Source organism: Shewanella sp. 5S214 (assembly GCF_041439795.1).
Lineage (GTDB): Bacteria > Pseudomonadota > Gammaproteobacteria > Enterobacterales > Shewanellaceae > Shewanella > Shewanella vesiculosa.
This window is the reverse complement of record NZ_JBGOOV010000011.1, coordinates 14,076-37,832: the sequence shown is the minus strand read 5'-3', so window position 1 is coordinate 37,832 and position 23,757 is coordinate 14,076. Positions and strand designations below refer to the sequence as shown.

Sequence of the window (23,757 nt, the reverse complement as noted above, 5' to 3'; positions counted from 1 at the left end):
CTTAGAAATTAGCTTGTTTATTCGAGCTCTTCTGCATTGCATCTTCACGGGTAATTAAGCCTCTATTGACCAAGTTTTGCAGACATTGATCAAGGGTTTGCATGCCATGAGACATACCCGTTTGAATAGCGGAGTACATTTGCGCCACTTTGTCTTCACGAATGAGGTTTCGAATTGCTGGAGTACCCATCATAATTTCGTGAGCAGCAACTCGGCCACCGCCAATCTTCTTGATTAATGTTTGCGAAATAACCGCCTGAAGCGATTCAGACAACATGGTGCGCACCATACTTTTTTCACCTTCCGGAAACACGTCGACCACACGGTCAATGGTTTTGGCCGCTGAGGTGGTATGCAAAGTACCAAACACTAAGTGACCGGTTTCGGCTGCTGTCATAGCCAAGCGGATCGTTTCAAGGTCGCGCATCTCACCCACAAGAATCACATCGGGATCTTCACGTAATGCACTTCTTAATGCGGCATTAAAGCTATGGGTATGTTTATGAACTTCACGCTGGTTGATTAAGCATTGCTTATTTTGATGGACGAATTCGATTGGGTCTTCGATGGTTAAGATATGGTCATGGCGATTTTCATTAACGTAATCGACCATCGCAGCGAGTGTCGTTGATTTACCCGAACCGGTAGGCCCTGTAACTAATACTAATCCACGTGGGTAACTGGCAATTTTTTTAAATATTTCTGGAGCGCCAAGTTGCTCAAGCGATAAAATTTCAGAGGGAATGGTACGAAATACTGCGCCAGCGCCACGGGACTGATTAAATGCGTTAACACGAAAACGCGCTAAATTAGGCACTTCAAATGAAAAATCGATTTCTAGATGTTCTTCATAGTCTTTACGTTGTTTATCATTCATGATGTCATAGACAAGACTATGGACGCCTTGATGATCTAACGCAGGTAAATTGATTTTTCTTACCTCACCGTCAACGCGGATCATAGGAGATACGCCTGCTGAAAGATGTAGATCTGATGCTTTGTGTTTTACACTAAAGGCGAGTAATTCAGTGATTTCCATTGTAGAGACATCCATTTAACCAACATTATGACAACAATAGCAGACAGAATATCAATCGCCCAGAGTAGAATTAATCAAGCGGCGCAAAATTGTTCACGATCATCAGCTGAAATAAGCCTGCTGGCGGTGAGTAAAACTAAACCTATCAGTGACATCATTGCCGCTTATCAAGCTGGACAGCGTCTATTTGGTGAAAACTATGTTCAAGAAGGCGAAACTAAAATTACCGCCTTACAGGCAGATTACCCAGATATCGAATGGCATTTTATTGGCCCATTGCAATCAAACAAAAGCAAAATTGTTGCCGAGCATTTTGATTGGATGCACACCTTAAGTCGCGATAAAATTGCCCAGCGTTTACATGAACAACGCCCGAGTAACAAACCGCCATTAAACGTGTGTATTCAAGTTAATATTAGCCAAGAAGAGTCTAAATCGGGCGTCAATGCTGAAGACGTTGCCACGTTAGCGCTTACTATCAACTCTTTATCTAAGCTGACATTACGTGGATTAATGGCGATTCCTACCGCCACTAATGACGAGCAGATCCAACAACAAGAATTTGCGCAGTTAAAGCAACTATTTGATCAGCTCAAGCAACAGTATCCTAGCGTTGATACCCTTTCTATGGGCATGAGCAACGACATGGACATCGCCATCGCCAACGGTTCGACCATGGTGCGTATCGGTAGTGCGATCTTTGGCGAGAGATAAAGCTGATAGCATAGAGCAAAGCGACCCTAGAACCTAGCAGCGTAGGGCCTAGCAGGACGCAGTCCGCCCTAGAAGCGAAGCGATCTATCCGTGCAGCGGCCTAGCCCTAGAACCCAGAAGCGTGGCGTCCTAGGACTGAATTAGGTAACATACACACGAACTGGACATAAATTCACTCATTTATTGGATACAGACTCAATGACTCAAGCAAAAGTATGTTTTATCGGTGCGGGCAATATGACTCGCAGCATTATTAGTGGCTTAGTTAAACATGGCTATCCTAGTGACCTTATTCATGCAACCAATCCAAGTAAAGGTAAATTGGATGCTTTGCAGCAAGATTTTTCGATTCATGTTTCTCATGATAATAATGCAACAGCACAAGCTGCTGATGTCATTGTACTCAGCGTAAAGCCGCAGTTAATGGCCACCGTTTGCGAAGACCTCAGCTCACTGGATTTAACCAATAAGTTAATCATTACTATCGCAGCTGGTATTCCTGCATCACGTTATGCTGTTTATTTTAAACAGCCAATAAAACTTATCCGCACCATGCCTAATACTCCGACACAAATTGGTTACGGCATGACGGGTATTTATGCCGATGACAGTATTTCTGCCGAGCATAAAGCAATTTGCGAAACCTTGATGCAAAGTGGCGGCAAAGTGACCTGGGTTGATAATGAAGCTGAATTAGATCAGGTTATCGCGCTCGCGGGCAGTTCTCCTGCGTATTTCTTCTTGTTTATTGAGTCAATGATCGCTTCTGGGGTCAACATGGGCATGGCAGAAGACAAAGCAAGATTATTGGCAGAACAAGCAGCCTTAGGCGCCGCGCAGATGGTGATTCAAAACCAGCAATTATCGGTGACAGAATTGCGTCAAAATGTGATGTCAAAAGGCGGCACTACAGCCAGAGCCGTTGAAACTTTTCAGCAAGGCGGTTTAGTGGAATTAGTCGATAAAGCAATGACAAACTGTGTTGCCCGCGCCCAAGAAATGGCTAAAACATTTTAACACGATGAGATGAACTAATATTTAACTTAAAGTTAACCTCTTTGGTGTAAAATAGCTTAGGTAAAACTAAGCTTTAATAGCGCGGATCTGAGCGGTGAGTGATTATATTTGCAGCTTAGTACTGTATTGCTAAACATAAGCTCAGTTAATTGAAGCATTGATCCTAGTATGTGTTAAATACTAGATAGCATAAACATAAGCACTAAATTACATAAACGTAAGGCAATATCCATGAATGCAATGAGTTTTTTAGTCAACACCCTGTTTGACTTATACCTAATGATCGTCATTCTTCGTTTTTGGCTACAACTTGCAAGAGCGGATTTTTACAATCCATTTAGCCAATTTGTGGTTAAGGCGACACAACCGATTATCGCCCCAATGCGCCGACTATTGCCTTCGATAGGACGTATTGATACTTCATCGATGTTACTGGCCTTTATCGTCGTAATGGTAAAAATGTTAGTACTTACTTTCATGGCAGGCGCTGCGGTAGATATTCTTACCTTGGTATTGTTCTCAGTGATTTCTGTGGTAAAACAAGCCGGCGTATTACTTTTTTGGATGCTACTTGTTCGAGCGGTGTTGAGTTGGTTTAATCAAGGTTACAACCCAATTGTGATGGTAATGACTCAGTTAACAGAACCAATTTTAGCCCCAGTGCGCAAAGTACTGCCTGCAATTGGCGGCTTAGATTTATCTGTATTGGTAGTATTTATTGCCATGAACTTCATTAATATGTTGTGTGCACAGTACATCCCTTTTTGGGCGATTATTTAGTTGTTGGACATCACTAAATAATGACGGCTATAAGCTATTCCAACGATGAGCAGCAAGGTGACTTGCTGCTTTTTGTTTATCTACAACCCAAAGCAAGCCGCGATCAAATTATCGGCTTACACGGTAACGAATTAAAAATAGCCATAACTGCACCTCCAATTGACGGTAAAGCCAATGCTCATTTATCTAAGTATCTTGCAAAAGCCTGTAAAGTGGCAAAAAGTCAGGTGCATATCCTCAAAGGTGAACATAGCCGTCATAAGCAAATACAAATATGCCAGCCGCAAGTTATTCCAGCAGAAATAGCCGCACTTTTAAAGCTCACTCATCTATAATAACCCTATTGCTCAGCTCGCTAAGGACAAGATCATGTTTCAATCATTGCGTTTATCTCGCTCACTTTTACCGATATTATTATTGTCATTGATGGCAATGACGAGTACAGCTCAGGCAGAACAAAAACAGCAAGTCGGTAATTTCGATATTCACTACATGGCGCTCAATAGCACCTTTATTACACCAGAAATAGCCAAAACCTATGGTATTGAACGCAGTAGTTATAATGGTCTAGTTAATATTACCGTTCTCAATACCAGCCAAGATGGACACCCAGCAGTGCCAGTTGAAATATCGGGTATCGCCAATAACCTACTTGATGCACGCATAACGCTTGATTTTAAAGAAATCCGTGAAGGAAACTCAATCTATTACATAGCAGAAGTGCCTTATCGTGACGACCAAGAAGTTAATTTTACGATTACCATTAAGTACGGCAAACAACTAAACACATCATTGAAGTTTAAACAAAAGTTTTATGTCGATTAAGGCCTAAAATCTCGATAGCAAGCGATAAAAAGCATAGAGCGCTGCGCTGCTAGGACGCTTGGCGGCTAGAGGTTATAACATCAACAGCCTAGTCGCCCAGCAACTCAATCTTAGCAGCGAAGCTTGTCCTTAGCTGTGACCGAGTTACAACCTAGCAGGACGCAGTCCGCACTCTGGCGAGCCCGAGAGTTCCTAGCGCCGTAGCGCATCGCGGCTTTGTTAGCGTATAATAACGACAAATTTTTCTTCATTTCAAAAGCAAACCTATGCAGACTCCAATCAAACAACAAATTGTTCTTGCCAGTGGCAACAAAGGCAAACTTGCCGAATTTGATCAAATGCTTGCGGCATTTAACATTGAAGTACTACCGCAGAACCAATTTAATGTTTCTGAGGTGGCTGAAACAGGCACAACGTTTGTTGAGAACGCCATTATTAAAGCGCGTCATGCGGCTGAAATTACCGGAAAAGCCGCTATTGCAGATGATTCAGGCATTGAAGTTGATGCACTACAAGGTCAACCAGGCATATATTCCGCGCGTTATTCGGGTGAAGGGGCAACTGAAACCAGCAATTACCTTAAATTACTTGATGCACTCCAGGGTGAAACGCTTCGCAGCGCTCGGTTTCAATGTGTGCTGGTATACATGCGCCATGCAAAAGATCCGACCCCCATTATTTGCCAAGCATCATGGGAAGGCACCATTAACCATGCCCCGCAAGGTGAACAAGGCCATGGATATGACCCCGTTTTTATTCCTCAAGGCTTTGACTGCTCTGCAGCTGAACTCACTGGCGATCAGAAAAATGCTCACAGTCATCGAGGTAAAGCACTGAAACTGTTAGTGAGCGCCATGCAAGCCCAAGGCATAATCTTATCGACTAACACATCGAACAGTTCGTCGAGCAATACAATAACAATGGATGAGCAATCATAAATGACATTGCAATTACCGCCACTGAGTTTATATATTCATATACCTTGGTGCGTACAAAAGTGCCCTTATTGTGATTTTAACTCCCATGGCCAAAATGGTGAGTTGCCACAGCAGCAATATGTTGATGCGTTATTAAACGACTTAACACAAGACTTGGCTTATGTTCAAGGTCGAAAAATCCATACTATTTTTATCGGTGGTGGCACACCATCGTTATTTGATGCTAGCCAAATTCAACGCATACTTGATGGTGCACAAGCATTAATCCCTTTTGAAGATGATATAGAAATCACTATGGAAGCTAATCCTGGCACATTAGAGCATGATGACTTTAGTGCTTATCGTGCAGCGGGTGTGACGCGGCTTTCCATTGGGGTGCAAAGCTTCTCTAAAGAAAAACTTAACTTGCTTGGTCGGATCCATAATGAAGATGAAGCTAAAGTTGCGGCACAAAAAGCTAAGCAAGCAGATTATTTGAGTTTTAATCTCGACTTAATGCATGGTTTACCGAATCAAAGCTTTGATGAAGCCATGCATGATATCGATACCGCCACGGCATTAGCTCCGCCACATCTTTCGTGGTATCAACTTACCATTGAACCTAATACCTTATTTCATTCAAAGCCGCCTCAATTACCGGACGATGAGAACCTGTGGCAAATTTATGAACAAGGCCAACAGCGCTTAGCGGCATTAGGTTATGAGCAGTACGAAATATCGGCCTATGCAAAGCCTGGTTACCAATGCCGTCATAACCTTAACTATTGGCAATTTGGCGACTACCTTGGTATTGGCTGTGGAGCTCACGGCAAAATCACCTTGCCCGAATCAAATCAGATTGTGCGTACCGTTAAAATAAAGCATCCAAAAGGTTATCTTACTGCGGATAAATATACCTTTGAAACCACAGATGTCGTCGAAGAAGACCGCCCATTAGAGTATTTAATGAATCGCCTTAGATTGATGCTCCCAATTCCTAAATCTGAGTTTGAACAGCGTACCGGGCAAGCGGCAGAAGTGGTACAGCAAGGCATGCAAAAATCCATTGAACGAGGCTTACTAACCGAGACCACAACACACTGGCAGCTGACGCCTAAAGGGCATATGTTTGTAAATGATTTACTGTCTCAATTTATTTAACTGCACAATATAACTCGCGGTTTACTTTAATAAACAGTTAACTGCGAGTTAATCCTTATCCATTAATGTACAAATCTTCGACCGCAAATACACATCCTCTAACATTTCTATTCACACTTTTAGGCAAAGCTTTATTAGGATGTGCTCCTACATTTAGGTACTTTGGGAAGATATCCATGTCTATAAAAACAAAAACAACTCTGGTTGCTGTTGCTTTATCAAGCTTATTAAGTACATCGGCCCTTGCACAATTACAAAATGCGCCGCTGTCTAACCCACAAGAAAGTACAGCTGTAGCCACACAACATAGTGAATCTGAAAAAGCCAATGCATTGTTTGAAGCCATTTTTATGGAAAACGTCATGGCAAATCCGATTAATCAAACTTACCTTGGTATCAAACAAGATTACGGTAAATGGAATGACCTATCAGATGCTGCTGCCGATGCCGACATCGCTCGCAACAAAGAGCAACTCACCAGACTAACCCAGCTTGATACAGCAAAACTGGATCAGCAAGCACTGCTAAGTTATGAACTATTAAAGGCCGATTTAGAAAACACCATAAGCGACGATCAGTGGCGTTATTACAACTATCCAATGAACCAAATGTACGGTGTTCATTCAATGGTGGCATCATTTCTTATCAATCAACACCAAATAACAGATGAAAGTGATACTAAAGCTTATATCAGCCGATTAAACGCGGTACCGACACTATTCTCGCAATTAGAAACATCACTAGAAACGCGAGCGCAAAAACACATCATAGCGCCAAAGTTTGTTTTCCCTTATGTGATTTCCGACAGCAAAAATATTATTAGTGGTGCTCCTTTTAGCGATACAGGTAAAGACAGTGCGTTATGGGCTGACGCTAAACGCAAAATCAATAAACTCGATATCACTGATGATAAAAAAGACCTCTTATTAAATGAAGTAAAACAAGCCCTGCTCACTAACGTCAAACCGGCTTATGAAAAGTTAATCACTTATACCAAGACGCTCGAAGCACGTGCCGATACTAAAGACGGAGTATGGAAGCTACCTAATGGAGAAGCGTTTTATAATAACGCCCTCGCCCGCACTACCACCACTAACATGAGTGCAGACACCATTCATGATCTCGGTCTAACTGAAGTTAAGCGTATTCATGACGAAATGCGCGTCATTATGAAAAAGGTTCAATTTGCGGGTAGCTTAAAAGAATTTTTTGCTTTCATGCGTGATGACAAACAGTTTTATTATCCTGATACTGATGCTGGTAAAGCAGAGTATCTAGCTCAAGCTAAGTCAATCATAGATAATATGAAGACTCGATTAGACGAAGTGTTTACCATTCAACCTAAAGCCGATTTAGTTGTTAAAAAAGTTGAGGCATTTAGAGAAAAATCTGCAGGTAAAGCATTTTACGATCAACCTGCACCAGATGGCTCTCGCCCAGGGACTTATTACGCTAACTTATACAAAATGGATGCGATGCCAAAGTACCAAATGGAAGCGCTGGCTTATCATGAAGGGATCCCTGGTCATCATATGCAAATTGCTATAGCACAAGAACTGCAAGGCATTCCAAAATTCCGCAAGTTTGGTGGTTATACTGCTTATATTGAAGGTTGGGGACTTTATTCAGAATATTTCCCTAAGGAAATGGGCTTATATGCTGACCCATACTCTGACTTTGGTCGTCTATCGATGGAGTTATGGCGTGCATGCCGTTTAGTGGTTGATACAGGGATCCACGCTAAAAAGTGGACTCGTGAGCAAGGCATTGCCTATTATGTTGAAAATACGCCAAATGCTGAATCCGATGCGATTAAAATGGTCGAGCGCCATATTGTGATGCCATCACAAGCTACCGCATATAAAGTCGGTATGATAAAAATATTACAGCTGCGTGAACAAGCCAAAAAAGAGTTAGGCTCAAAGTTTGATATTCGCGAGTTCCACACTTTAATTTTGAAAAATGGTCCATTGCCATTAGATATACTTGAAGAGCAAGTCAACAAATGGATTAAACAAGTGAACTCACTGTAACTGACAATGGGTCATCTGCACCAACGTAAAACGGCAACCTAAGGTTGCCGTTTTCATGTCACCATTACCACAAAAAAATAACCCCAGAACAAAGTCTGGGGTAAACCAAATAAACTAGGATGATGGTTTTAAGGCCGGCATTGTTTTAGTTCGAAAAGCATTGCCAACTCTGATCCAAAATTTGCTACCTTGCAGATTTGTACGCTTAATTGAAAAGGGGTCATTTCTCAACCAAACGCATGCTTCAAATCATTTCGAATCAACACACAACCATTGTATTGATATCAGAACAGACTTCAACCACTAAAGCAGCGTAAATCACTAACCCCTTGATTAGCAGGTTACGGATCAACTAATAAAGACATAGCTTAAATATTTGATATAAAAGGGATAAAAATAGAATAAAACCTACAAGCAAGGCTTTGTTTTAAAAATAAAACAATGTTTCCACTTTCCTTAACATTAGCGCTAAATAAGAGAGGGAGTAAATATGAATAAAGCGATTTGTTTTAAGTTTGCAGCATCAAACTTGTCATATCTTTTTCACAATAGGCTTATTGAAAAATCAATACGCCTATTGTGAATAGATATCATCCTGCTCGCGGAAAAATGGCTATTTGATAAGCCCTTATTATCCGGCGTTGATGTTATTTACGCAGTTTATACAGGTGATCGAACTTAGCGTCCCAATATGGCGGGCTGCTAATATGCGTTTTAATAAAATCAATAAATGCACTGACTTTAGGAGCCAAGTGTTTACGACGAGGATATACAGCTTGTAATGGAAGGTTATGTGTCAACTGCCAATCGGGTAATAAAGGTACTAAAGTCCCTTGAGCAATCTCATCTTCCATCAAATAACTGGCTAAATACACAATGCCTAAACCACTCACCGCTGCCGATTTTAATGCTGGAGCATTATCAACACGGAAATTGCCTGACACGCCAATTTCGCAATAATCTTCACCTTTTCTAAATTGCCACATGCTGTGTTCATGCCACTCGCCTTGGTACACCAAACAATTGTGTTCGACTAATTGCTCAGGGCGGCTAATGTTACCATGTTGGGCAATATACCCCGGTGATGCGACTAACAAAAATTGACACTTCATTAGCGGTCTTGCCACCATACCTAGCGGCAATTGCTCAGACATGGTTAACAATAAATCTAAGCCTTCGCTGACAACATCAACTTTATGATCAAGTAAACTGACTTGCAGCTCAAGATCAGGATGTCTTGCCATAAACTCTGGTAAAGCGGGGATAATATGCATAGTACCAAATGATTGCGAGATCCCGACCTTCAATACTCCACGAGTTGCATCATTCAAGTTGTGCACACTCGATACGGCCTGCTCTGCATCGCGAAGTAATTCTTCACCCTGAAGATACAATAAATTACCGGCTTCAGTAAGACTTAAACTACGTGTTGTACGCTGGATCAGCTGGACACCAAGTTTATGTTCAAGATCTGCAACTTGAGTGCTCACTTTAGATTTAGAAATGCCAAGACGTCTGGCTGCAGCACTAAAACTTCCTGCTCGTGCAACGTGAGTAAAAATTGCGATAGGTTCTAACAGTTCTAACATGAAAGTCGCCTTAAGCTGGTTACGACATTAATAATAATTTCAGATATCTGTTCTAGTAACTAAACCTTGCCAAGCATCAAAATCAATATTCACTTGTTATGTTTTTACTGCTAAATAAGCACCAAAACACATGAATACTGTCAATCAACATCAACAATTGAAGATTCTAAAATATAACCACATCTAAAGTAGAGTGTAACTTTGTTATAATTGGCACCAGTATAGCAAAAAAAGCCTATATGGTTCTATATTTATAATTGACAATCTCTTTATCAGAACAAAGCAACACCAGCTATAGCGGCATAATCGTTAAAATAGGCGCAAAAAAAAGCCCCTGTGTCTTAATAAGAGCACAGGGGAAGGTCAGGTGTCGGGGAGACATATTGACGGTAAATCGATATAGGTTACTTTGCTGCTTCACCTAACTTAGCTAAGGTATAAGGAGCTAATTCAGGAATAGCCTGACGGGTTTGATTTTCAAGCACTAATAAAGTGGCAAAGTTATCACATACTTTATCGGCACGATCTTCAAGACCTTGCGATTGCGACTCAAGTTGCTTTTCGATGTCGGCACCGACGTTGTCCATCTTTTGTGAAAAAGCATTCATTTTCTCTTCAAATGACCCCCCTTCTGAAGACATTATTTGGCTACCCAGTGTCATCATTAATGATCCCATTGAACTGGTAACCATTTGTTCCATTTCTTGCTCAAACTCTTTGTTAAAAGCTTGCTCAATTGATGCTTCTGTTGAGCCTAAATAAAATTTATCGCCTTGTTGATATGCCATGGTATCAACACGCTTTTGAATACCGACCATTAATTTATCGATATGAACATTAGCTGCATCACCAAAAATAGGTGTTAACGCCATATTAACCGCTTGAGTAGCCACAGAAACAACATCTCCAACAAGGTCTATCACATCTGGCACTTGGCGAGAAAGTTCTTCTGAGTACTGGGTGAGTAATTTTTGTTGTTTGTCAGTAAGAGTCACTTTTTTACCCTCAACATAAAGCTGACCTAACTCAACACGATACTTTTCGATTCCATTATCGCTAATTTGTAGCGTAGTCGGCTCAACCGTTACGTCGTAGTTTAGGGTTACGTTACACTTCTCATCATTCAATGACATTTTTGCCATTGCAGGTGTTAACGCCCCAGCAGTGAATAACACACTCGTTAACGCTAAACCACAAATCAACTTTTGCTTAGTCATGATAAAAATCCTTTTGGTATACGAATATCAATAATTAGGTCGAATATGAAAGGTATAAAGCATAAGTTATGCCAAAAAATATAAGATTATGATTTATATTGAATTAAAAGCTTAGAAACAAAAAAGATGGGCGAGTAGAGAAACAATAGCGGAAGTGTATTCGTAAAATAAACCAAAAAGTAGTCTATTTTACGAATCTCAATAATAATTAATTTATCTGCACCAAACTAAAAAATAGATCGACCGAGTTGCTGACTGAGGTGCTCAAGCATCGCAGTGCCGGCAAGTGAGTTGCCATTAACATCAAGCTCAGGTGACCAGACACAAATTGACATGTCACCAGGGATAACCGCAATAATCCCGCCGCCCACACCACTTTTACCCGGCATACCCACGCGGTAAGCAAACTCACCAGCACCATCGTATAGTCCCGATGTTGCCAGTAATGCATTGAGTTGCCGAGTTTGCACAGGCGATACTAAACTGTCGCCATCGAGCGTTTTACCACGATTAGCTAAATAGAACATAGCCCGAGACAAATCAGCGCAATTCATTCTTAATGCACAATAATGAAAATAACTTTTAAGCACGGTATTAACGTCACCGTCAAAATTACCAAATGACTTCATCAAATAAGCAATAGATGCATTGCGGGCGCTGAACTGGAACTCAGAGTCCGCGACGACTTTATCGTAAGTGAGTATTGGGTTTTGGCTTAATTGGCGGACCACTTCCAACATACGATGCTTAGGTGCCCCAAGACGCGCTTGCAGCAAGTCGGCTATTACCAGTGCACCAGCATTAATAAAAGGGTTGCGAGGTTTACCGCGCTCTAATTCAACCTGCACGAGGGAATTGAACGAGTGTCCTGAGGGTTCTTTGCCTACCCGACTCCAGATTTCATCTTCGGTATATAAATTCAGTGCCAGAGTTAAGCTAAAAACTTTAGAAATACTTTGAATTGAAAAAGGTTCGAGGTAATCACCGGCACCAATTGTTTGACCATCAATGGTGGTGACTGCAATACCTATTTTATTAGGGTCAACACAGGCAAGAGCAGGAATATATCCTGCCACCTTGCCTTTACCCAAAAGCGATTTTACTTTATCGACAGCTTGCTGAAGTAATAATTGCTCTGGCAATTTAGCTTAACCCCACCAAATATCATATAAATCACTGACTTCAAGGTTAGAAACAGGCTTATCTTTCCAGAATGTTTTGACTGCTGCAGTATCTTCATCAGTACATTTACCAATAGCTTGGGTAGCAATAATACCTTCCCATTGCTTGTGTCCACCACCGTGGAAACCTAATTGACGAGGTTCAATAACTTCAATAAGAAACTGATCGACTAAGTTATCAATATCTTGCTCAGAAACTGACTCATCAAAGGTCCAGTTAATTTCAAAACCTAGCTCTTGAAACTCATCAACTCGTAATTTTTTACGTAAACGACGACTACGATTTTGCGCCATGGTGTATTCTCCGATTGCTGAAAGTGTAGTTGTGATTAAGCGATACGCTCAAACATGATATCCCATACGCCGTGACCAAGTCTGTGGCCCCTTGCTTCAAACTTTGTTAGCGGACGATGGTCTGGACGTTCGACAACTGTACCAGTTGTTGATTGATTTTTATAACCTTCTGCTGCATTCATTATCTCTAACATATGCTCGCTGTAATTTTCCCAATCGGTTGCCATGTGAAACACGCCACCAATCTTAAGCTTACGGCGGATAAGCTGTACAAACTCAGCTTGTACAATACGGCGCTTATGATGGCGCTTTTTATGCCAAGGATCTGGGAAAAATAATTGAACGCGCTCAAGTGAACCATCAACAATGCTGTGCTCTAACACTTCCATTGCATCGTGATGATATACACGTAAGTTAGTGACTTCAGCAGCACCAGCATCCGCAAGACACGTACCAATACCTGGCTTATGAACTTCTATGCCAATAAAGTTTTGCTCTGGGGCAGCTTTTGCCATTTGCACTAATGATGCGCCCATACCAAAACCGATTTCTAACACGGTATCAGCATCGCGACCGAACACTTGAGTTAACTCCAACGCTTGTGGAGTGTAATCAAGCCCCATTGTTGGCCAATATGCTTCAATTGCTTGAGATTGACCTTTAGTTAAACGGCCCTCGCGTAAAACAAAACTTCTGATTTTACGAATATACTTACCTTCTTCGTTAAATTCAGCTGTGGTAACGTCGCTCATTTTTGCCTCGTTGTCTGCGTATTCTGTTGTGCTGTGTAACTAGTGATAAAATCAGCTAGTGGCTATATGCCATCAAGCCACTCTTAACTAGCACGTTACGCAATTGCTATCTGTAATAGATCATTTATAAAGTCAGTTGCGCATTATACCTAAACTGATCGCACATGTTTATGCTAATTTATGTTTTTAAATAGCGCGGCTACTTGTGTAATAAAATGCCTATGGCTACACTGCGCCCATGAAAAATCTAAGCCCATTTTCTGAGCGTATTATCGCTTGGTACGACCTGCATGGTCGCAAATCACTGCCTTGGCAGCTCAATAAAACGCCTTACCGTGTTTGGGTGTCGGAGATCATGCTCCAGCAAACTCAAGTTGCGACGGTGATTCCCTATTATGAAAAATTTATGGCGCGCTTCCCAAGCGTTGTCGATCTTGCTAATGCGCATCAAGATGAAGTGCTGCATTTGTGGACCGGCTTAGGTTATTACGCCAGAGCCCGTAATCTACATAAAGCAGCACAGCATATACGTGATGCCTTTGATGGCAAGTTTCCCACTCAGTTTGAAGATGTTGTGGCTTTATCTGGAATAGGTAAATCTACCGCAGGGGCGATACTGTCATTATCACTTGGTCAACACCACCCTATTTTAGATGGAAATGTTAAACGAGTATTGGCCAGACATGGTGCTATTGCAGGTTGGCCAGGACAAAAAAACGTTGAGCAGCAATTATGGCAATTAACGGATGCGTTAACACCTGCCAAAAATGTTGAAAAGTTTAACCAAGCTATGATGGATATTGGTTCAAGTGTTTGTACTCGCAGCAAACCTAATTGCGCAGCCTGTCCTGTGGCAATTGATTGTGTAGCGCAACAAAGTGGCCATCAAAGCCTATATCCAGGTAAAAAGCCTAAAAAAGTGACACCCGAAAAATCAGCCTTTATGGTAGTTTTAGTTGATAACAGCGAAGATTCTATCAAAGTTCAGTTAATCCAGCGCCCACCAGCAGGTATATGGGGAGGGTTATGGTGTTTTCCACAATTTGAGCATCAAGCAGAATTAAATGATTATTTAACCCTGCATAATTTGACACAATCTGAACAAGGGCTTGCAGGGTTTAGGCATACCTTTAGTCATTTCCATCTTGATATTCAACCCGTATTAGTTGAACTATCTGTTGCTCAAGCTACTGGCATCATGGAACAAACCTCGGCTCTCTGGTATAACATAGAGCAACCTGCGAAAGTCGGCTTAGCAGCAGCCACAGAACGCATTTTGGCTAATTTAGCCGTACTTTTCGCGACACATTAGTGTTTACAGTAATTAATAAAGTTAGTAAGGAATCATCATGGCTCGCACAGTTCACTGTCAACATCTCAATAAATCAGCTGATGGCTTAGATTTTCAGCTTTACCCAGGCGAATTGGGTAAGCGCATTTTTGACAATATCAGTAAAGAAGCTTGGGGCTTATGGCAAAAGAAGCAAACCATGCTCATTAACGAGAAAAAACTCAATATGATGAATGTTGATGACCGCAAGTTTCTTGAAGAGCAAATGACTCACTTTTTATTTGAAGGTAAAGACGTTGAAATCGAAGGTTATGTTCCACCAGCGGAAGATGAATAACCTAGCAATATAATCGATAACAGTATTAAACAACAAAGCCGCTTAACTTAGCGGCTTTGTTTTATTCATCACTAATCCGACAGATTATTGTTTAACGCCTTCTACTACCAAGGCTAATTCAACATTAGCGGAAGCTGGACCTAAATCCATTTTGACACCGAAATCTTTCATCGCAAAACTGGTTGTGCCGGTAAAACCTGCACGGTAACCACCCCATGGATCTTTACCTTCACCAATAGCAACAGCATCAATGGTTAACGGTTTGGTTACACCATTTAAGGTAAAGTCACCATTAATCACAAACTGGTTATTACCTTTATCGACAATCGATGTTGATGTGAAAGAAGCCTCTGGGAATTTGCTGGTATTTAAAAAGTCTGCGCTGCGCAAATGCTTGTCACGTTCAGCATGATTAGAATCAACACTGTTAGTATTAATTTTAACGTTCACTTTGCCGTCTGCTACTTTGGCAGCATCGAAACTGAAGTCACCAGAGAACTCATTAAAGCGTCCCACCACAAAGCTATAACCCAAATGGCTTACACTAAATTGAATTGATGCATGTGCACCTTGAGTGTCGATAACATAGTCGGCAGCGTTAACAGCAACAGGTAACATAAACGTTGCACCCATGAGTGCTGCTATAAGGTGTTTTTTCATGACTTTTATTCCTTTAAGTTAATAACAAGTAGATAAATAGGTAGTGATATACATCGAACATAACGGTTAATCGGTTCGACGGTTAAACCATTCGATTATTTGCTGATACGACTTGGCAGCAACATTCTTTTAAGCGTGTTGTCTTTATCAATAACATGATGCTTAATCGCACCTGCGGCATGCAACACAACCAACCCCATTAAGCTGTAAGCAAGATATTGATGTATCACTCCAGCGGTATCGGCTTGATCATCAATAAAAGCGTCAGGAAATGGCACGGCAAACCAATCAAAAATCCAAATATCTCGACCATCAGCTGTCGAAATCATAATTCCTGAACACATAATGAGTAACATTAACGTATAAAGAGCAGTATGCGCCCACTTAGCCGCACGTTTTTCCCATGGCAGATGGTTCGATAATGGACTAGGAGCATGTGATATGGTCCGCCAAACAAACCTCAATAGTGTTAATCCAAGTAAAAGCAGACCGACACTTTTATGAAGATGTGGTGCCGTTTGGTACCAACTACTATAGTAGGTAAGCTCTACCATCCAATAGCCTACGCTAAATAGACCAATAACAGCGATGGCGGACAACCAATGAATAATAATGGTCACTAAACCATAGCCAGTCGGAGTGTTTTTTAACATGTCTTACTTTCCTCTAAACAAGTCACAACATTTTAACGTTAATTTTGGGAAAGAAAATCAGTAAAAATAGCCAAAATCGTTCTATAAAATAGAATTAATAGATTTTAAGATAGAGAATGACCGCATAATTAAGCAAGCTCTAATTAAACATATATCAATTGTAGTCACTACTAATCAAATATCATCAAGCCCGGTTGTTCGTCCGTCGTTAACATTCTTCAAACTAACCGGTTTGATTTTTATGAAACAAAGCGACACAAGTGTTAAAGACTCTGTCTCTAGCTGCGCTAATGTCTGGTAAAAAATTTATAAGATTAAAAGAGCTTCGAGCAGCGTTTGTGGTGAGTGTAAACTGCGTTATCGCTTACTGATGTAGCTTAACGACATGTCATAAACTCTGCCTTGAATTAAACGGCTATACATAGCTGCACAATTAATGTTGTCAGATTAGCTGGCATAATTCAGACCTATCTGAATCACTTCTCTCCCGTTGAGTAAATGTCCTGACATTTCAGTGAACCTAAATTAAGATAAAATGCCCTATAAAAAGTTCACTTCTTTACATGTAAAGAAGTGAACTATCAACGACTCGAGCTGGCCGTTAAAGCCAAAACTCTAACTATTTAGTTAAAAATCGGTCTAATGCAGATCAAGAAACGACAAATTCAATTTTCTGATTACTTTTTATGTAATCGTCAGCAAGCATCTATGACTTTATTCTTGGTGATTAATGCTGATAAACCACTTTCTGGGGTTAAAATCGATAAAAAAGCATCATTTTGCACATTAACTAGCCGAACGAGTGAAAACATTTAAAAAACCACTTGCACGATAAAATCCATCACTATACTATGTGCGCACTCCAGACGAGACAGGCATTGATTACCAAGTTAATACCTAGTTTGCAGTAGATAACTAACACTTAGTTAGTTGCCCGAATAGCTCAGTTGGTAGAGCAGAGGATTGAAAATCCTCGTGTCCCTGGTTCGATTCCGGGTTCGGGCACCACAATTAGCCGGCATAGCTCAGTTGGTAGAGCAACTGACTTGTAATCAGTAGGTCCCGAGTTCGACTCTTGGTGCCGGCACCATAAAAAACAAAAAAGCCACTCAATGAGTGGCTTTTTTGTATCTAATTATCCCCACCTACTAAATAATACAAGCTCACATTAAGCCCAGTATTCTCCCATAAAGCACAACGAATTCAGCTATATCAATATTACTGGATAAATGATTAAGAGTTTGCCTTATCAGATTAACTTAACCTCAAATAAACAATCAAAGATATAACCAACTTAGATTACCCCGCATCCCCGGCAGCGTTTCAGAGACATACTATAAGCAAAAAGAGAGCCTAGGCTCCCTTTTTCGGTTGATAAAATCGCTTTAAACGGTAAACGCTATTTCCAACGTCTCATCTTATGACCTTTAACGGCATAAAATAGAATGAATAAGTAGCATGGAAACATCACCATATACCCACCCTGCATACCTAAGGATGTCGCTGAACTGGTTAGTCCCCAAAATAGTGGCCCAAAAGCGCCACCGGCAATCCCCATTATTAACAATGCAGAACCTGTGCTGGTCAGTTTACCCATACCTGAAAGTGCCAATGGCCACACAGCTGGCCACACTATGGCATTGGCTAAGCCTAAAAATGCAATCATTAATAATGTATCGGGAAGTTGGGCACCACCAAAAGGAACTAATAAAGCGTTAGCTATGACATAAGACTGGCTATCACCAAACACGATACCGGCAGTTAATATCAGTCCTAAAATAGCACTGAGCATTAATGCATTAGGTTGGGAAATAAAACGGGGAATACAAATAATGCCTAAGGTATAACCTAGCACCATGCACAGCATGGTATAGGATGTCATTACCCCGTAATTCTCAACACCTAGCGTCAATGCAAATGTTCCAATCGTGTCGCCAGCAATAACCTCAACAGCCACATAAACAAATAAAGCAATAACACCTAATGCCAAACTTGGATGAGACAAAGCTTGTTTGATCTGGCCTTTTTCTGAATCGATTTCTGCTTGATCTTGTTCCAATTCAGGCAGAGGTGATTTTTTCACTGCAAAAGCAAGAACACCAATAAAGATAGCCATGCCAAGATAAGGATAAATTAAGCTGTTGGCCATTTCATCAATTTGAATAGAGGTTAATTCAGTACCGACTCGCTCTTTAAAACTATCTAAAATAAGTGCTGTGAATACCATAGGTGCAATCACGCCGGCGCCTTTATTCAAAATACCCATTACGCTTACACGTGCTGCGGCTGACTCTTCAGGACCTAAGCGAACCACGTAAGGATTAACCGCTGTTTGTAATAGTGTCTGCCCTGTCCCCATGACAAGCTGAGCCACTAGAAATAATATAAATACTTGGGTTTGGGCTGCTGGGATAAATAATAAACCAGCCAACATCATTATTCCCATGCCTAATGCCATACCATTTTTATAACCCACTTTACGAATAACCCAGGCTGAGGGTAATGCGGTAAACGTTACCGCAATATAAAATGAAAAGAGGATTAACGAAGCTTGAAAAGGGCTTAGCTGTAATATTTGCTTTAAGTAAGGCATTAAGGAGCCATTTAACCAGGTAGCAAAGCCAAGAATAAAAAATAAAATTGCCACAATTGTCATTGGTACAACACTATTTTCTGCCGATGTTTTTGTTGTTGTCATTTCCATAAACCTGCTCATTATTATATTTATAGGGAGGACTTAGTGGTTTAGAAATATCAATATTAATTGAGGAATATTAATACACACTCACCACTAAGACAGCCTTGTCATCCATAACTAACAACTCACTTTAATAGCTGAGTTAACCTTATACTCTTATGAATATTTTTCGACGGTACATCCACCACAGTACGAGCCATTGCACTGTGACTAAACCTATGACACTGATCATTAACTGACTGGAAGCTGGTGCTGAACGTATCACTCCACCTAACAAGCTTTGAGTGATATAAGACCAATCAAGGATACTTGTTCCTAAATAAACAATAATGGAGTTAACACCAATAATAACAAATACATAAGACCATTTTTGCCATTTTAGTACATCGATAATGGCATAAAATACGCTAAAAAATAGTAAGCTCCACCCTAATGTCACGAGTACAAAGCTACTGCTCCACAGATCTTTATTTACAGGAATAATAAAGTCGAGTAACCACCCGCCGGACCACATAAGTAGCGCACAGAGCATCATAATGCTCACTTTAGCCCAATCGCCTTTGGGGTGTGGCTTAACAATGTATTGGCCCACAAACACACCACATAATGCGTTAATGACCGCAGGGAATGTCGATAGCACGCCTTCAGGATCAAGTGCGCGATGCTGATAAGCCATACCCGGTCGTAATATACTGTCTATATAAGTATTAAGACTTCCATCTGCAGTAAATACTCCTGCTTGGCCGCCAGGAAAACCAACAAAACACTGTAATAAAATATAAAAAATGAACATCGATATGGTGATTAATATTTGAACTCGCAGCGAGGTGTGCCACACCACCATTGCCGCAAAAAACCATGCAAAACCAATACGCGCTAGCACACTTGAAAATCGAATCTGTTCTGGGTCAACAGGGATCCCAGTCCCCCATCCATGGTTATATAACACTCCCAATGCAATCAGTAACAGTAAACGTGTTAATGCATAACGGTATAGCGGAATTCGCTCACGAAAAGCCAATAAGTCGATACGCTTAGGTGATAGACCGAGCGCCACACCCGATAAGAAAATAAACAAAGGGAAAATTAAGTCATAAAAGGTAAAGCCGTGCCATTGACTATGTTGGGTCTGAGCTTCAGCAACACGCCATCCCGCCCACCCCGTTAAAGCAAATAACGCGGCAAAAATGCCTTCGCCACCGATAATCCAAAACATGTCAAAGCCACGTAATGCATCAAGTGACATAAGTCTGGGTTTGCTGGGCTTATCACGTTGAGTATTGGACTCAATTTTGCGATTAACTGACATCATAGTCTCTTTCATATTTACACAATTAGACAGTAAGCTTTACTGCGCAAAAACGACGTTGCCAGCAATATAGGTGCGACTGACTTTATTGGCCGGGTTTAATAACACTAGATCTGCTCTATAACCTGGTTTAATTAAACCTAGTTGTTGCTCTAAACCGAGAAATGTTGCTGGATATAACGATGCCATTCGTAAAGCTTCTTCATGACATAATCCAAGCATAGCCACGCTATTATTCACCGCCCCAACCATGTCTAAAACACAACCGGCTAATTCTCCCGTGGCTGCATTAAGCCTGTCCCCATGACGAGTAACCTGAGTACCAAATAATTTGAAACTGGCATCATCACTCATACCAACAGGCGGCATAGCATCGGTTACCAGCATGACTTTACCTTTAGGCTTAGCATTTATGGCTATTTTTGCTGCCGCAGGATGAACATGATGTCCATCGACAATTAAGCCACACCAAGCATCTTGACTTTCCAGCGCAGCACCGACCATGCCAGGTTCGCGTGAACCTAAAGCAGACATCGCATTATATAAGTGGGTAAATCCTGTAGCTCCAGCCTCTAATGCTGCATTCACTGTGTCATAGTCAGCATTTGAGTGCCCTAAACAGACTTTGACACCTGCTGACACCAGTGCCTTAATAACCTGAGTTGACACATTTTCAGGCGCCAGCGTGACCACTTTAATGCCTAAGTCTTGACGACTAAAAATACTCAGTTCTTTTTCACTAATTTGCCGAATATAGCGCTGTGGATGTACACCTTTTTTAGGCACACTTAAATGTGGACCTTCAAAGTGAATACCTAAAACACCAGCTTGTTGATTTGCAATAGCCACCGCAACCGTATCGGCTGCTTTTGTCATGATACTTACATCATCAGTAATTAATGTAGGTAAGAAACCTGTGGTCCCAAATCGTGCATGAGCACGGCCAATAATTTCAATACACTCAGTACTAGGCTCAGCATTAAATAACGCCCCGCCACCACCGTTCACTTGCACATCGACAAACCCTGGTGTGAGCGTACCCGCTAATTTTGTGACGGTATGGTGTTCGACATCAATTACATCTTCAGCACGTATGACAGCAGTGATCTTGCCTGCATCTATGGTTACGGCCATATTTTTATGAAATGACTCACCATCAAATAATCGCTCAACAATCAGGATTTGTTTCATAATACTCTCTGCTCTATATAGATTTTAATGAAGCAACTATAGTGTTTGAGTGACCTTCTTTAAGCCCGCGGGTTGATCAGGATTAATGCCACGGGCAATGGCGACTGCGGCAACATCAATGTAAAAACGCTGCAGTAATGCTAAAGGCGCAACTCGTGGATGAATATCTGCAGACGTTTGATTTAGATGCACTAAATCAGCACCTCGCTGCCTAACATTAGCAATTTGTTCTACATGGCTGGCATACGACTCATCGTTAATACATACATCAACAATCGCTAATTTCTTTTCAACTAATGTCACTGGGCCATGTAAAAATTCTGCACTACTAAATGCTTCAGCGTGTATTGAACAGACCTCTTTCATTTTTAATGCAATTTCTTTTGAAACTGCATAACCTAAGCCGCGACCAAGAACCACTAAGTTTTTAACGCCGTCCAATGACTCAGCAGTGAGTTGCGGTTCAGCATCAACTGCGGTTTGTAAAGCTTGGGGTAACGAGTTTACCGCTTGCGCTAATGATTCACTTTGAGTCCACTTAGCGGCAATTTGTAAAATAGCGGATAGAGTGGCTAGGTAGCTTTTTGTTGCAGCAACGGCTTTTTCTTCACCTGCACGTAATGGCACAATAACATCAACAATGTCTTTAATAGGCGCTGACTCATCATTGACCAATGCCACACAAAATCCGCCGGCCGCTTTAGCCATTCTTGCTTGTGCAAGAATGTCAGGGCTTCGGCCAGACTGTGAAATCACGATGACTAACGCTCCATCAAGTTGTAATGACTTACCGTATACGCTGGCAACAGAAGGAGCAGCAGCAAACGTAGGAACACCCGCTTCGATTTCAAATAAGTATTTAGCAAATACACCGGCATGATCAGAAGAACCACGACCTACAATCATGACAAATTTAGGCTTAAGTTCACGTAAGGTCTGACCCAATGTGTCAGTAATAGTCTGGTTGGCAATCAATTGCTCGGCAATTTTCTGAGGTGCGGTACGAGCTTCTTGTTCCATAACTGTAAGAATTGTCATAATAAACCTTGATAAAATAATGTTGAATTAACCAGTAACCTTGTAGGTATTGAGTTGACGTCAATTAACGTCAACAAACACTCTACTGATGATTTACATTAGCTATTGGTTGAGTTAAAAATTGCTTTTTGCCGAACAAATACGCCCCATATTCTGGTGGCGAAATAGAGGGTGAAATCTTGCTTGCTATCTCATTGTCTAACCAAGGTGTTAGTGGTTCTGCTAATCCACCAATAATAGAAAAACGACTTGGGTTAAGGACAAATAGCTTTCGAGCAAGCTCGCTTATGTAATTTGCTCCATCTTGTACAATAGCGATTGCAACAGCATCACCATCCTGTGCGCACATCAATACGATACGAGCTAGCTTTGCATAAGCGCTAGATGATTGACCGGCGAGATGTTCAACAATATCGATGGCATTTTTAGCGTTAAAATAATTCAGCAAGCTCTCAGTCAGCTTGCTTGAACATGCAAAACCGTCGAGAGCAAGTAGCACATGCTCAACCGCTTTTAAACCAAGCCATGCACCACTACCTTTGTCACCTAATGCAAATCCGTGACCGCCTAAAATAATACTTTGCTGACCAACATGCGCATAACCACATGAACCAGTACCAGTAATAATAACCGCACCATCTTCACCGTGATGAGCACCAATACAGGCTGTATGCAAGTCAGTCGTAAGATACATGGCTTTAAATGGATGTTGCCACTGAATAATTTGCTGATAAAACTGGCCAACATTAACTCCTGCTAAACCAATACCAGCGACTAACTGATGGCAAGTGTCAGGTGCAAAACCGGCATCGACTAAAGCCAAATGTGATGACTCAATCATTGATTGAAACGTTTGCTCTAAACCATGTAGTGGATTGGCACGACCAGCCACTGCGGTGCCAAGTTGTTGACCGTCATCGGAGTAAATCGTGGCACGACATTTACTGCCACCGCCATCAATACCGATATAAAGTTGCTGTTCGTTAGGCTGTTTGTTACCCATGACTGTCCTCTTGGTATTCTGTTTAACGCTACTATTTTTGATAGTCATCAAGCCTGTT

23 protein-coding genes and 2 tRNA genes are annotated in these 23,757 nt (G+C 41.2%); 12 read left to right on the top strand and 13 right to left on the bottom strand.

The genetic code is table 11. The features are described from left to right. Position 1: 1 nt before the first annotated feature. On the bottom strand, positions 2-1,039 hold the full coding sequence (locus ACED29_RS09340; protein ID WP_011638307.1) for a type IV pilus twitching motility protein PilT: 1,038 nt from the start codon (positions 1,037-1,039) through the stop codon (positions 2-4). A 27-nt stretch (positions 1,040-1,066) separates the two neighbouring features. Here ACED29_RS09340 and ACED29_RS09335 point away from each other — a divergent pair, with 27 nt between their 5' ends. The 8 genes from ACED29_RS09335 to ACED29_RS09300 all read left to right on the top strand — a co-directional run bounded on the left by ACED29_RS09335 (position 1,067) and on the right by ACED29_RS09300 (position 8,486). Continuing rightward, the gene (locus ACED29_RS09335; protein WP_273057716.1) at positions 1,067-1,753 is read left to right on the top strand and encodes a YggS family pyridoxal phosphate-dependent enzyme; all 687 of its coding nucleotides are present in this window, start codon (positions 1,067-1,069) and stop codon (positions 1,751-1,753) included. 198 nt (positions 1,754-1,951) lie between these two features. Further along, positions 1,952-2,770: a pyrroline-5-carboxylate reductase gene (proC, locus tag ACED29_RS09330; protein ID WP_182698369.1), complete on the top strand. Its 819-nt coding sequence runs from the start codon at positions 1,952-1,954 to the stop codon at positions 2,768-2,770. Positions 2,771-3,001: 231 nt separating this feature from the next. After that, positions 3,002-3,550, top strand: a complete 549-nt coding sequence (locus ACED29_RS09325) for a YggT family protein (protein WP_124017182.1) — start codon at positions 3,002-3,004, stop codon at positions 3,548-3,550. Positions 3,551-3,570: 20 nt separating this feature from the next. Then, a complete protein-coding gene (yggU, locus tag ACED29_RS09320; protein ID WP_124017181.1) occupies positions 3,571-3,885 on the top strand; it encodes a DUF167 family protein YggU in 315 nt (104 codons plus the stop codon). A gap of 91 nt (positions 3,886-3,976) precedes the next feature. After that, complete coding sequence (locus ACED29_RS09315) at positions 3,977-4,375, top strand: DUF4426 domain-containing protein (RefSeq protein WP_371697567.1); 399 nt, start codon at positions 3,977-3,979, stop codon at positions 4,373-4,375. Positions 4,376-4,641: 266 nt separating this feature from the next. Continuing rightward, positions 4,642-5,313 carry an RdgB/HAM1 family non-canonical purine NTP pyrophosphatase gene (gene rdgB / locus ACED29_RS09310; RefSeq protein ID WP_124017180.1) on the top strand — a complete coding sequence of 224 codons (672 nt, stop codon included), beginning with the start codon at positions 4,642-4,644 and terminating at the stop codon, positions 5,311-5,313. Then, positions 5,314-6,453: a radical SAM family heme chaperone HemW gene (gene hemW / locus ACED29_RS09305; RefSeq protein ID WP_371697523.1), complete on the top strand. Its 1,140-nt coding sequence runs from the start codon at positions 5,314-5,316 to the stop codon at positions 6,451-6,453. A 176-nt stretch (positions 6,454-6,629) separates the two neighbouring features. After that, positions 6,630-8,486, top strand: coding sequence for a DUF885 family protein (locus ACED29_RS09300; protein ID WP_371697522.1), 1,857 nt, complete (start codon positions 6,630-6,632; stop codon positions 8,484-8,486). A 647-nt stretch (positions 8,487-9,133) separates the two neighbouring features. Here ACED29_RS09300 and ACED29_RS09295 read toward each other — a convergent pair. The 5 genes from ACED29_RS09295 to trmB form a co-directional block, all read right to left on the bottom strand. Then, the gene (locus tag ACED29_RS09295; protein ID WP_124017177.1) at positions 9,134-10,075 is read right to left on the bottom strand and encodes a LysR family transcriptional regulator; all 942 of its coding nucleotides are present in this window, start codon (positions 10,073-10,075) and stop codon (positions 9,134-9,136) included. A gap of 404 nt (positions 10,076-10,479) precedes the next feature. Continuing rightward, positions 10,480-11,292 (bottom strand): YggN family protein, encoded by an 813-nt coding sequence (locus tag ACED29_RS09290; RefSeq protein ID WP_182754434.1) that lies wholly within the window; start codon positions 11,290-11,292, stop codon positions 10,480-10,482. A gap of 227 nt (positions 11,293-11,519) precedes the next feature. Beyond that, a complete protein-coding gene (gene glsB / locus ACED29_RS09285) occupies positions 11,520-12,434 on the bottom strand; it encodes a glutaminase B (RefSeq protein ID WP_124017175.1) in 915 nt (304 codons plus the stop codon). A 6-nt stretch (positions 12,435-12,440) separates the two neighbouring features. Continuing rightward, entirely contained in the window at positions 12,441-12,767 is a 327-nt protein-coding gene (locus ACED29_RS09280) for a YggL family protein (protein ID WP_182698363.1), read from the bottom strand. Between the two features lie 35 nt (positions 12,768-12,802). After that, entirely contained in the window at positions 12,803-13,519 is a 717-nt protein-coding gene (gene trmB, locus ACED29_RS09275) for a tRNA (guanosine(46)-N7)-methyltransferase TrmB (protein WP_124017173.1), read from the bottom strand. Between the two features lie 238 nt (positions 13,520-13,757). Here trmB and mutY point away from each other — a divergent pair, with 238 nt between their 5' ends. Then, on the top strand, positions 13,758-14,831 hold the full coding sequence (gene mutY / locus ACED29_RS09270; RefSeq protein WP_182698361.1) for an A/G-specific adenine glycosylase: 1,074 nt from the start codon (positions 13,758-13,760) through the stop codon (positions 14,829-14,831). Positions 14,832-14,868: 37 nt separating this feature from the next. Then, positions 14,869-15,147 carry an oxidative damage protection protein gene (locus ACED29_RS09265; RefSeq protein WP_101086395.1) on the top strand — a complete coding sequence of 93 codons (279 nt, stop codon included), beginning with the start codon at positions 14,869-14,871 and terminating at the stop codon, positions 15,145-15,147. A gap of 84 nt (positions 15,148-15,231) precedes the next feature. On the opposite strand, the gene ACED29_RS09260 is transcribed toward ACED29_RS09265, so the two are convergent. Further along, positions 15,232-15,807 (bottom strand): YceI family protein, encoded by a 576-nt coding sequence (locus tag ACED29_RS09260; RefSeq protein WP_124017171.1) that lies wholly within the window; start codon positions 15,805-15,807, stop codon positions 15,232-15,234. Positions 15,808-15,902: 95 nt separating this feature from the next. After that, complete coding sequence (locus ACED29_RS09255) at positions 15,903-16,460, bottom strand: cytochrome b (protein ID WP_371697521.1); 558 nt, start codon at positions 16,458-16,460, stop codon at positions 15,903-15,905. A gap of 932 nt (positions 16,461-17,392) precedes the next feature. Here ACED29_RS09255 and ACED29_RS09250 point away from each other — a divergent pair. Continuing rightward, positions 17,393-17,468 (top strand) — tRNA-Phe (locus tag ACED29_RS09250). A gap of 6 nt (positions 17,469-17,474) precedes the next feature. Beyond that, positions 17,475-17,550 (top strand) — tRNA-Thr (locus tag ACED29_RS09245). A gap of 309 nt (positions 17,551-17,859) precedes the next feature. Here ACED29_RS09245 and nagP read toward each other — a convergent pair. From nagP to nagK, 5 genes are all read right to left on the bottom strand, one after another. Continuing rightward, positions 17,860-19,164, bottom strand: a complete 1,305-nt coding sequence (gene nagP / locus ACED29_RS09240) for an N-acetylglucosamine MFS transporter NagP (protein WP_371697520.1) — start codon at positions 19,162-19,164, stop codon at positions 17,860-17,862. 142 nt (positions 19,165-19,306) lie between these two features. Continuing rightward, positions 19,307-20,482, bottom strand: a complete 1,176-nt coding sequence (gene nagX, locus ACED29_RS09235) for a transmembrane glucosamine N-acetyltransferase NagX (RefSeq protein WP_371697519.1) — start codon at positions 20,480-20,482, stop codon at positions 19,307-19,309. Positions 20,483-20,506: 24 nt separating this feature from the next. Beyond that, a complete protein-coding gene (gene nagA, locus ACED29_RS09230; protein WP_371697518.1) occupies positions 20,507-21,658 on the bottom strand; it encodes an N-acetylglucosamine-6-phosphate deacetylase in 1,152 nt (383 codons plus the stop codon). A gap of 36 nt (positions 21,659-21,694) precedes the next feature. Continuing rightward, positions 21,695-22,696: a glucosamine-6-phosphate deaminase NagB-II gene (nagB-II, locus tag ACED29_RS09225; protein WP_371697517.1), complete on the bottom strand. Its 1,002-nt coding sequence runs from the start codon at positions 22,694-22,696 to the stop codon at positions 21,695-21,697. 82 nt (positions 22,697-22,778) lie between these two features. Then, positions 22,779-23,699 (bottom strand): N-acetylglucosamine kinase, encoded by a 921-nt coding sequence (gene nagK / locus ACED29_RS09220; RefSeq protein WP_182754421.1) that lies wholly within the window; start codon positions 23,697-23,699, stop codon positions 22,779-22,781. Positions 23,700-23,757 lie beyond the last annotated feature (58 nt).

Coding starts and splice junctions, on each gene's coding strand:
- ACED29_RS09290 (WP_182754434.1), bottom strand. CDS start 11,292: ATGACTAAGCAAAAGTTGATTTGTGGTTTAGCGTTAACGAGTGTGTTA.
- proC (WP_182698369.1), top strand. CDS start 1,952: ATGACTCAAGCAAAAGTATGTTTTATCGGTGCGGGCAATATGACTCGC.
- nagK (WP_182754421.1), bottom strand. CDS start 23,699: ATGGGTAACAAACAGCCTAACGAACAGCAACTTTATATCGGTATTGAT.
- mutY (WP_182698361.1), top strand. CDS start 13,758: ATGAAAAATCTAAGCCCATTTTCTGAGCGTATTATCGCTTGGTACGAC.
- ACED29_RS09300 (WP_371697522.1), top strand. CDS start 6,630: ATGTCTATAAAAACAAAAACAACTCTGGTTGCTGTTGCTTTATCAAGC.
- rdgB (WP_124017180.1), top strand. CDS start 4,642: ATGCAGACTCCAATCAAACAACAAATTGTTCTTGCCAGTGGCAACAAA.
- nagP (WP_371697520.1), bottom strand. CDS start 19,164: ATGGAAATGACAACAACAAAAACATCGGCAGAAAATAGTGTTGTACCA.
- ACED29_RS09335 (WP_273057716.1), top strand. CDS start 1,067: ATGACAACAATAGCAGACAGAATATCAATCGCCCAGAGTAGAATTAAT.
- yggU (WP_124017181.1), top strand. CDS start 3,571: ATGACGGCTATAAGCTATTCCAACGATGAGCAGCAAGGTGACTTGCTG.
- ACED29_RS09255 (WP_371697521.1), bottom strand. CDS start 16,460: ATGTTAAAAAACACTCCGACTGGCTATGGTTTAGTGACCATTATTATT.
- nagA (WP_371697518.1), bottom strand. CDS start 21,658: ATGAAACAAATCCTGATTGTTGAGCGATTATTTGATGGTGAGTCATTT.
- ACED29_RS09325 (WP_124017182.1), top strand. CDS start 3,002: ATGAATGCAATGAGTTTTTTAGTCAACACCCTGTTTGACTTATACCTA.
- nagX (WP_371697519.1), bottom strand. CDS start 20,482: ATGAAAGAGACTATGATGTCAGTTAATCGCAAAATTGAGTCCAATACT.
- ACED29_RS09265 (WP_101086395.1), top strand. CDS start 14,869: ATGGCTCGCACAGTTCACTGTCAACATCTCAATAAATCAGCTGATGGC.
- ACED29_RS09315 (WP_371697567.1), top strand. CDS start 3,977: ATGGCAATGACGAGTACAGCTCAGGCAGAACAAAAACAGCAAGTCGGT.
- nagB-II (WP_371697517.1), bottom strand. CDS start 22,696: ATGACAATTCTTACAGTTATGGAACAAGAAGCTCGTACCGCACCTCAG.
- ACED29_RS09340 (WP_011638307.1), bottom strand. CDS start 1,039: ATGGAAATCACTGAATTACTCGCCTTTAGTGTAAAACACAAAGCATCA.
- trmB (WP_124017173.1), bottom strand. CDS start 13,519: ATGAGCGACGTTACCACAGCTGAATTTAACGAAGAAGGTAAGTATATT.
- ACED29_RS09295 (WP_124017177.1), bottom strand. CDS start 10,075: ATGTTAGAACTGTTAGAACCTATCGCAATTTTTACTCACGTTGCACGA.
- ACED29_RS09280 (WP_182698363.1), bottom strand. CDS start 12,767: ATGGCGCAAAATCGTAGTCGTCGTTTACGTAAAAAATTACGAGTTGAT.
- ACED29_RS09260 (WP_124017171.1), bottom strand. CDS start 15,807: ATGAAAAAACACCTTATAGCAGCACTCATGGGTGCAACGTTTATGTTA.
- hemW (WP_371697523.1), top strand. CDS start 5,314: ATGACATTGCAATTACCGCCACTGAGTTTATATATTCATATACCTTGG.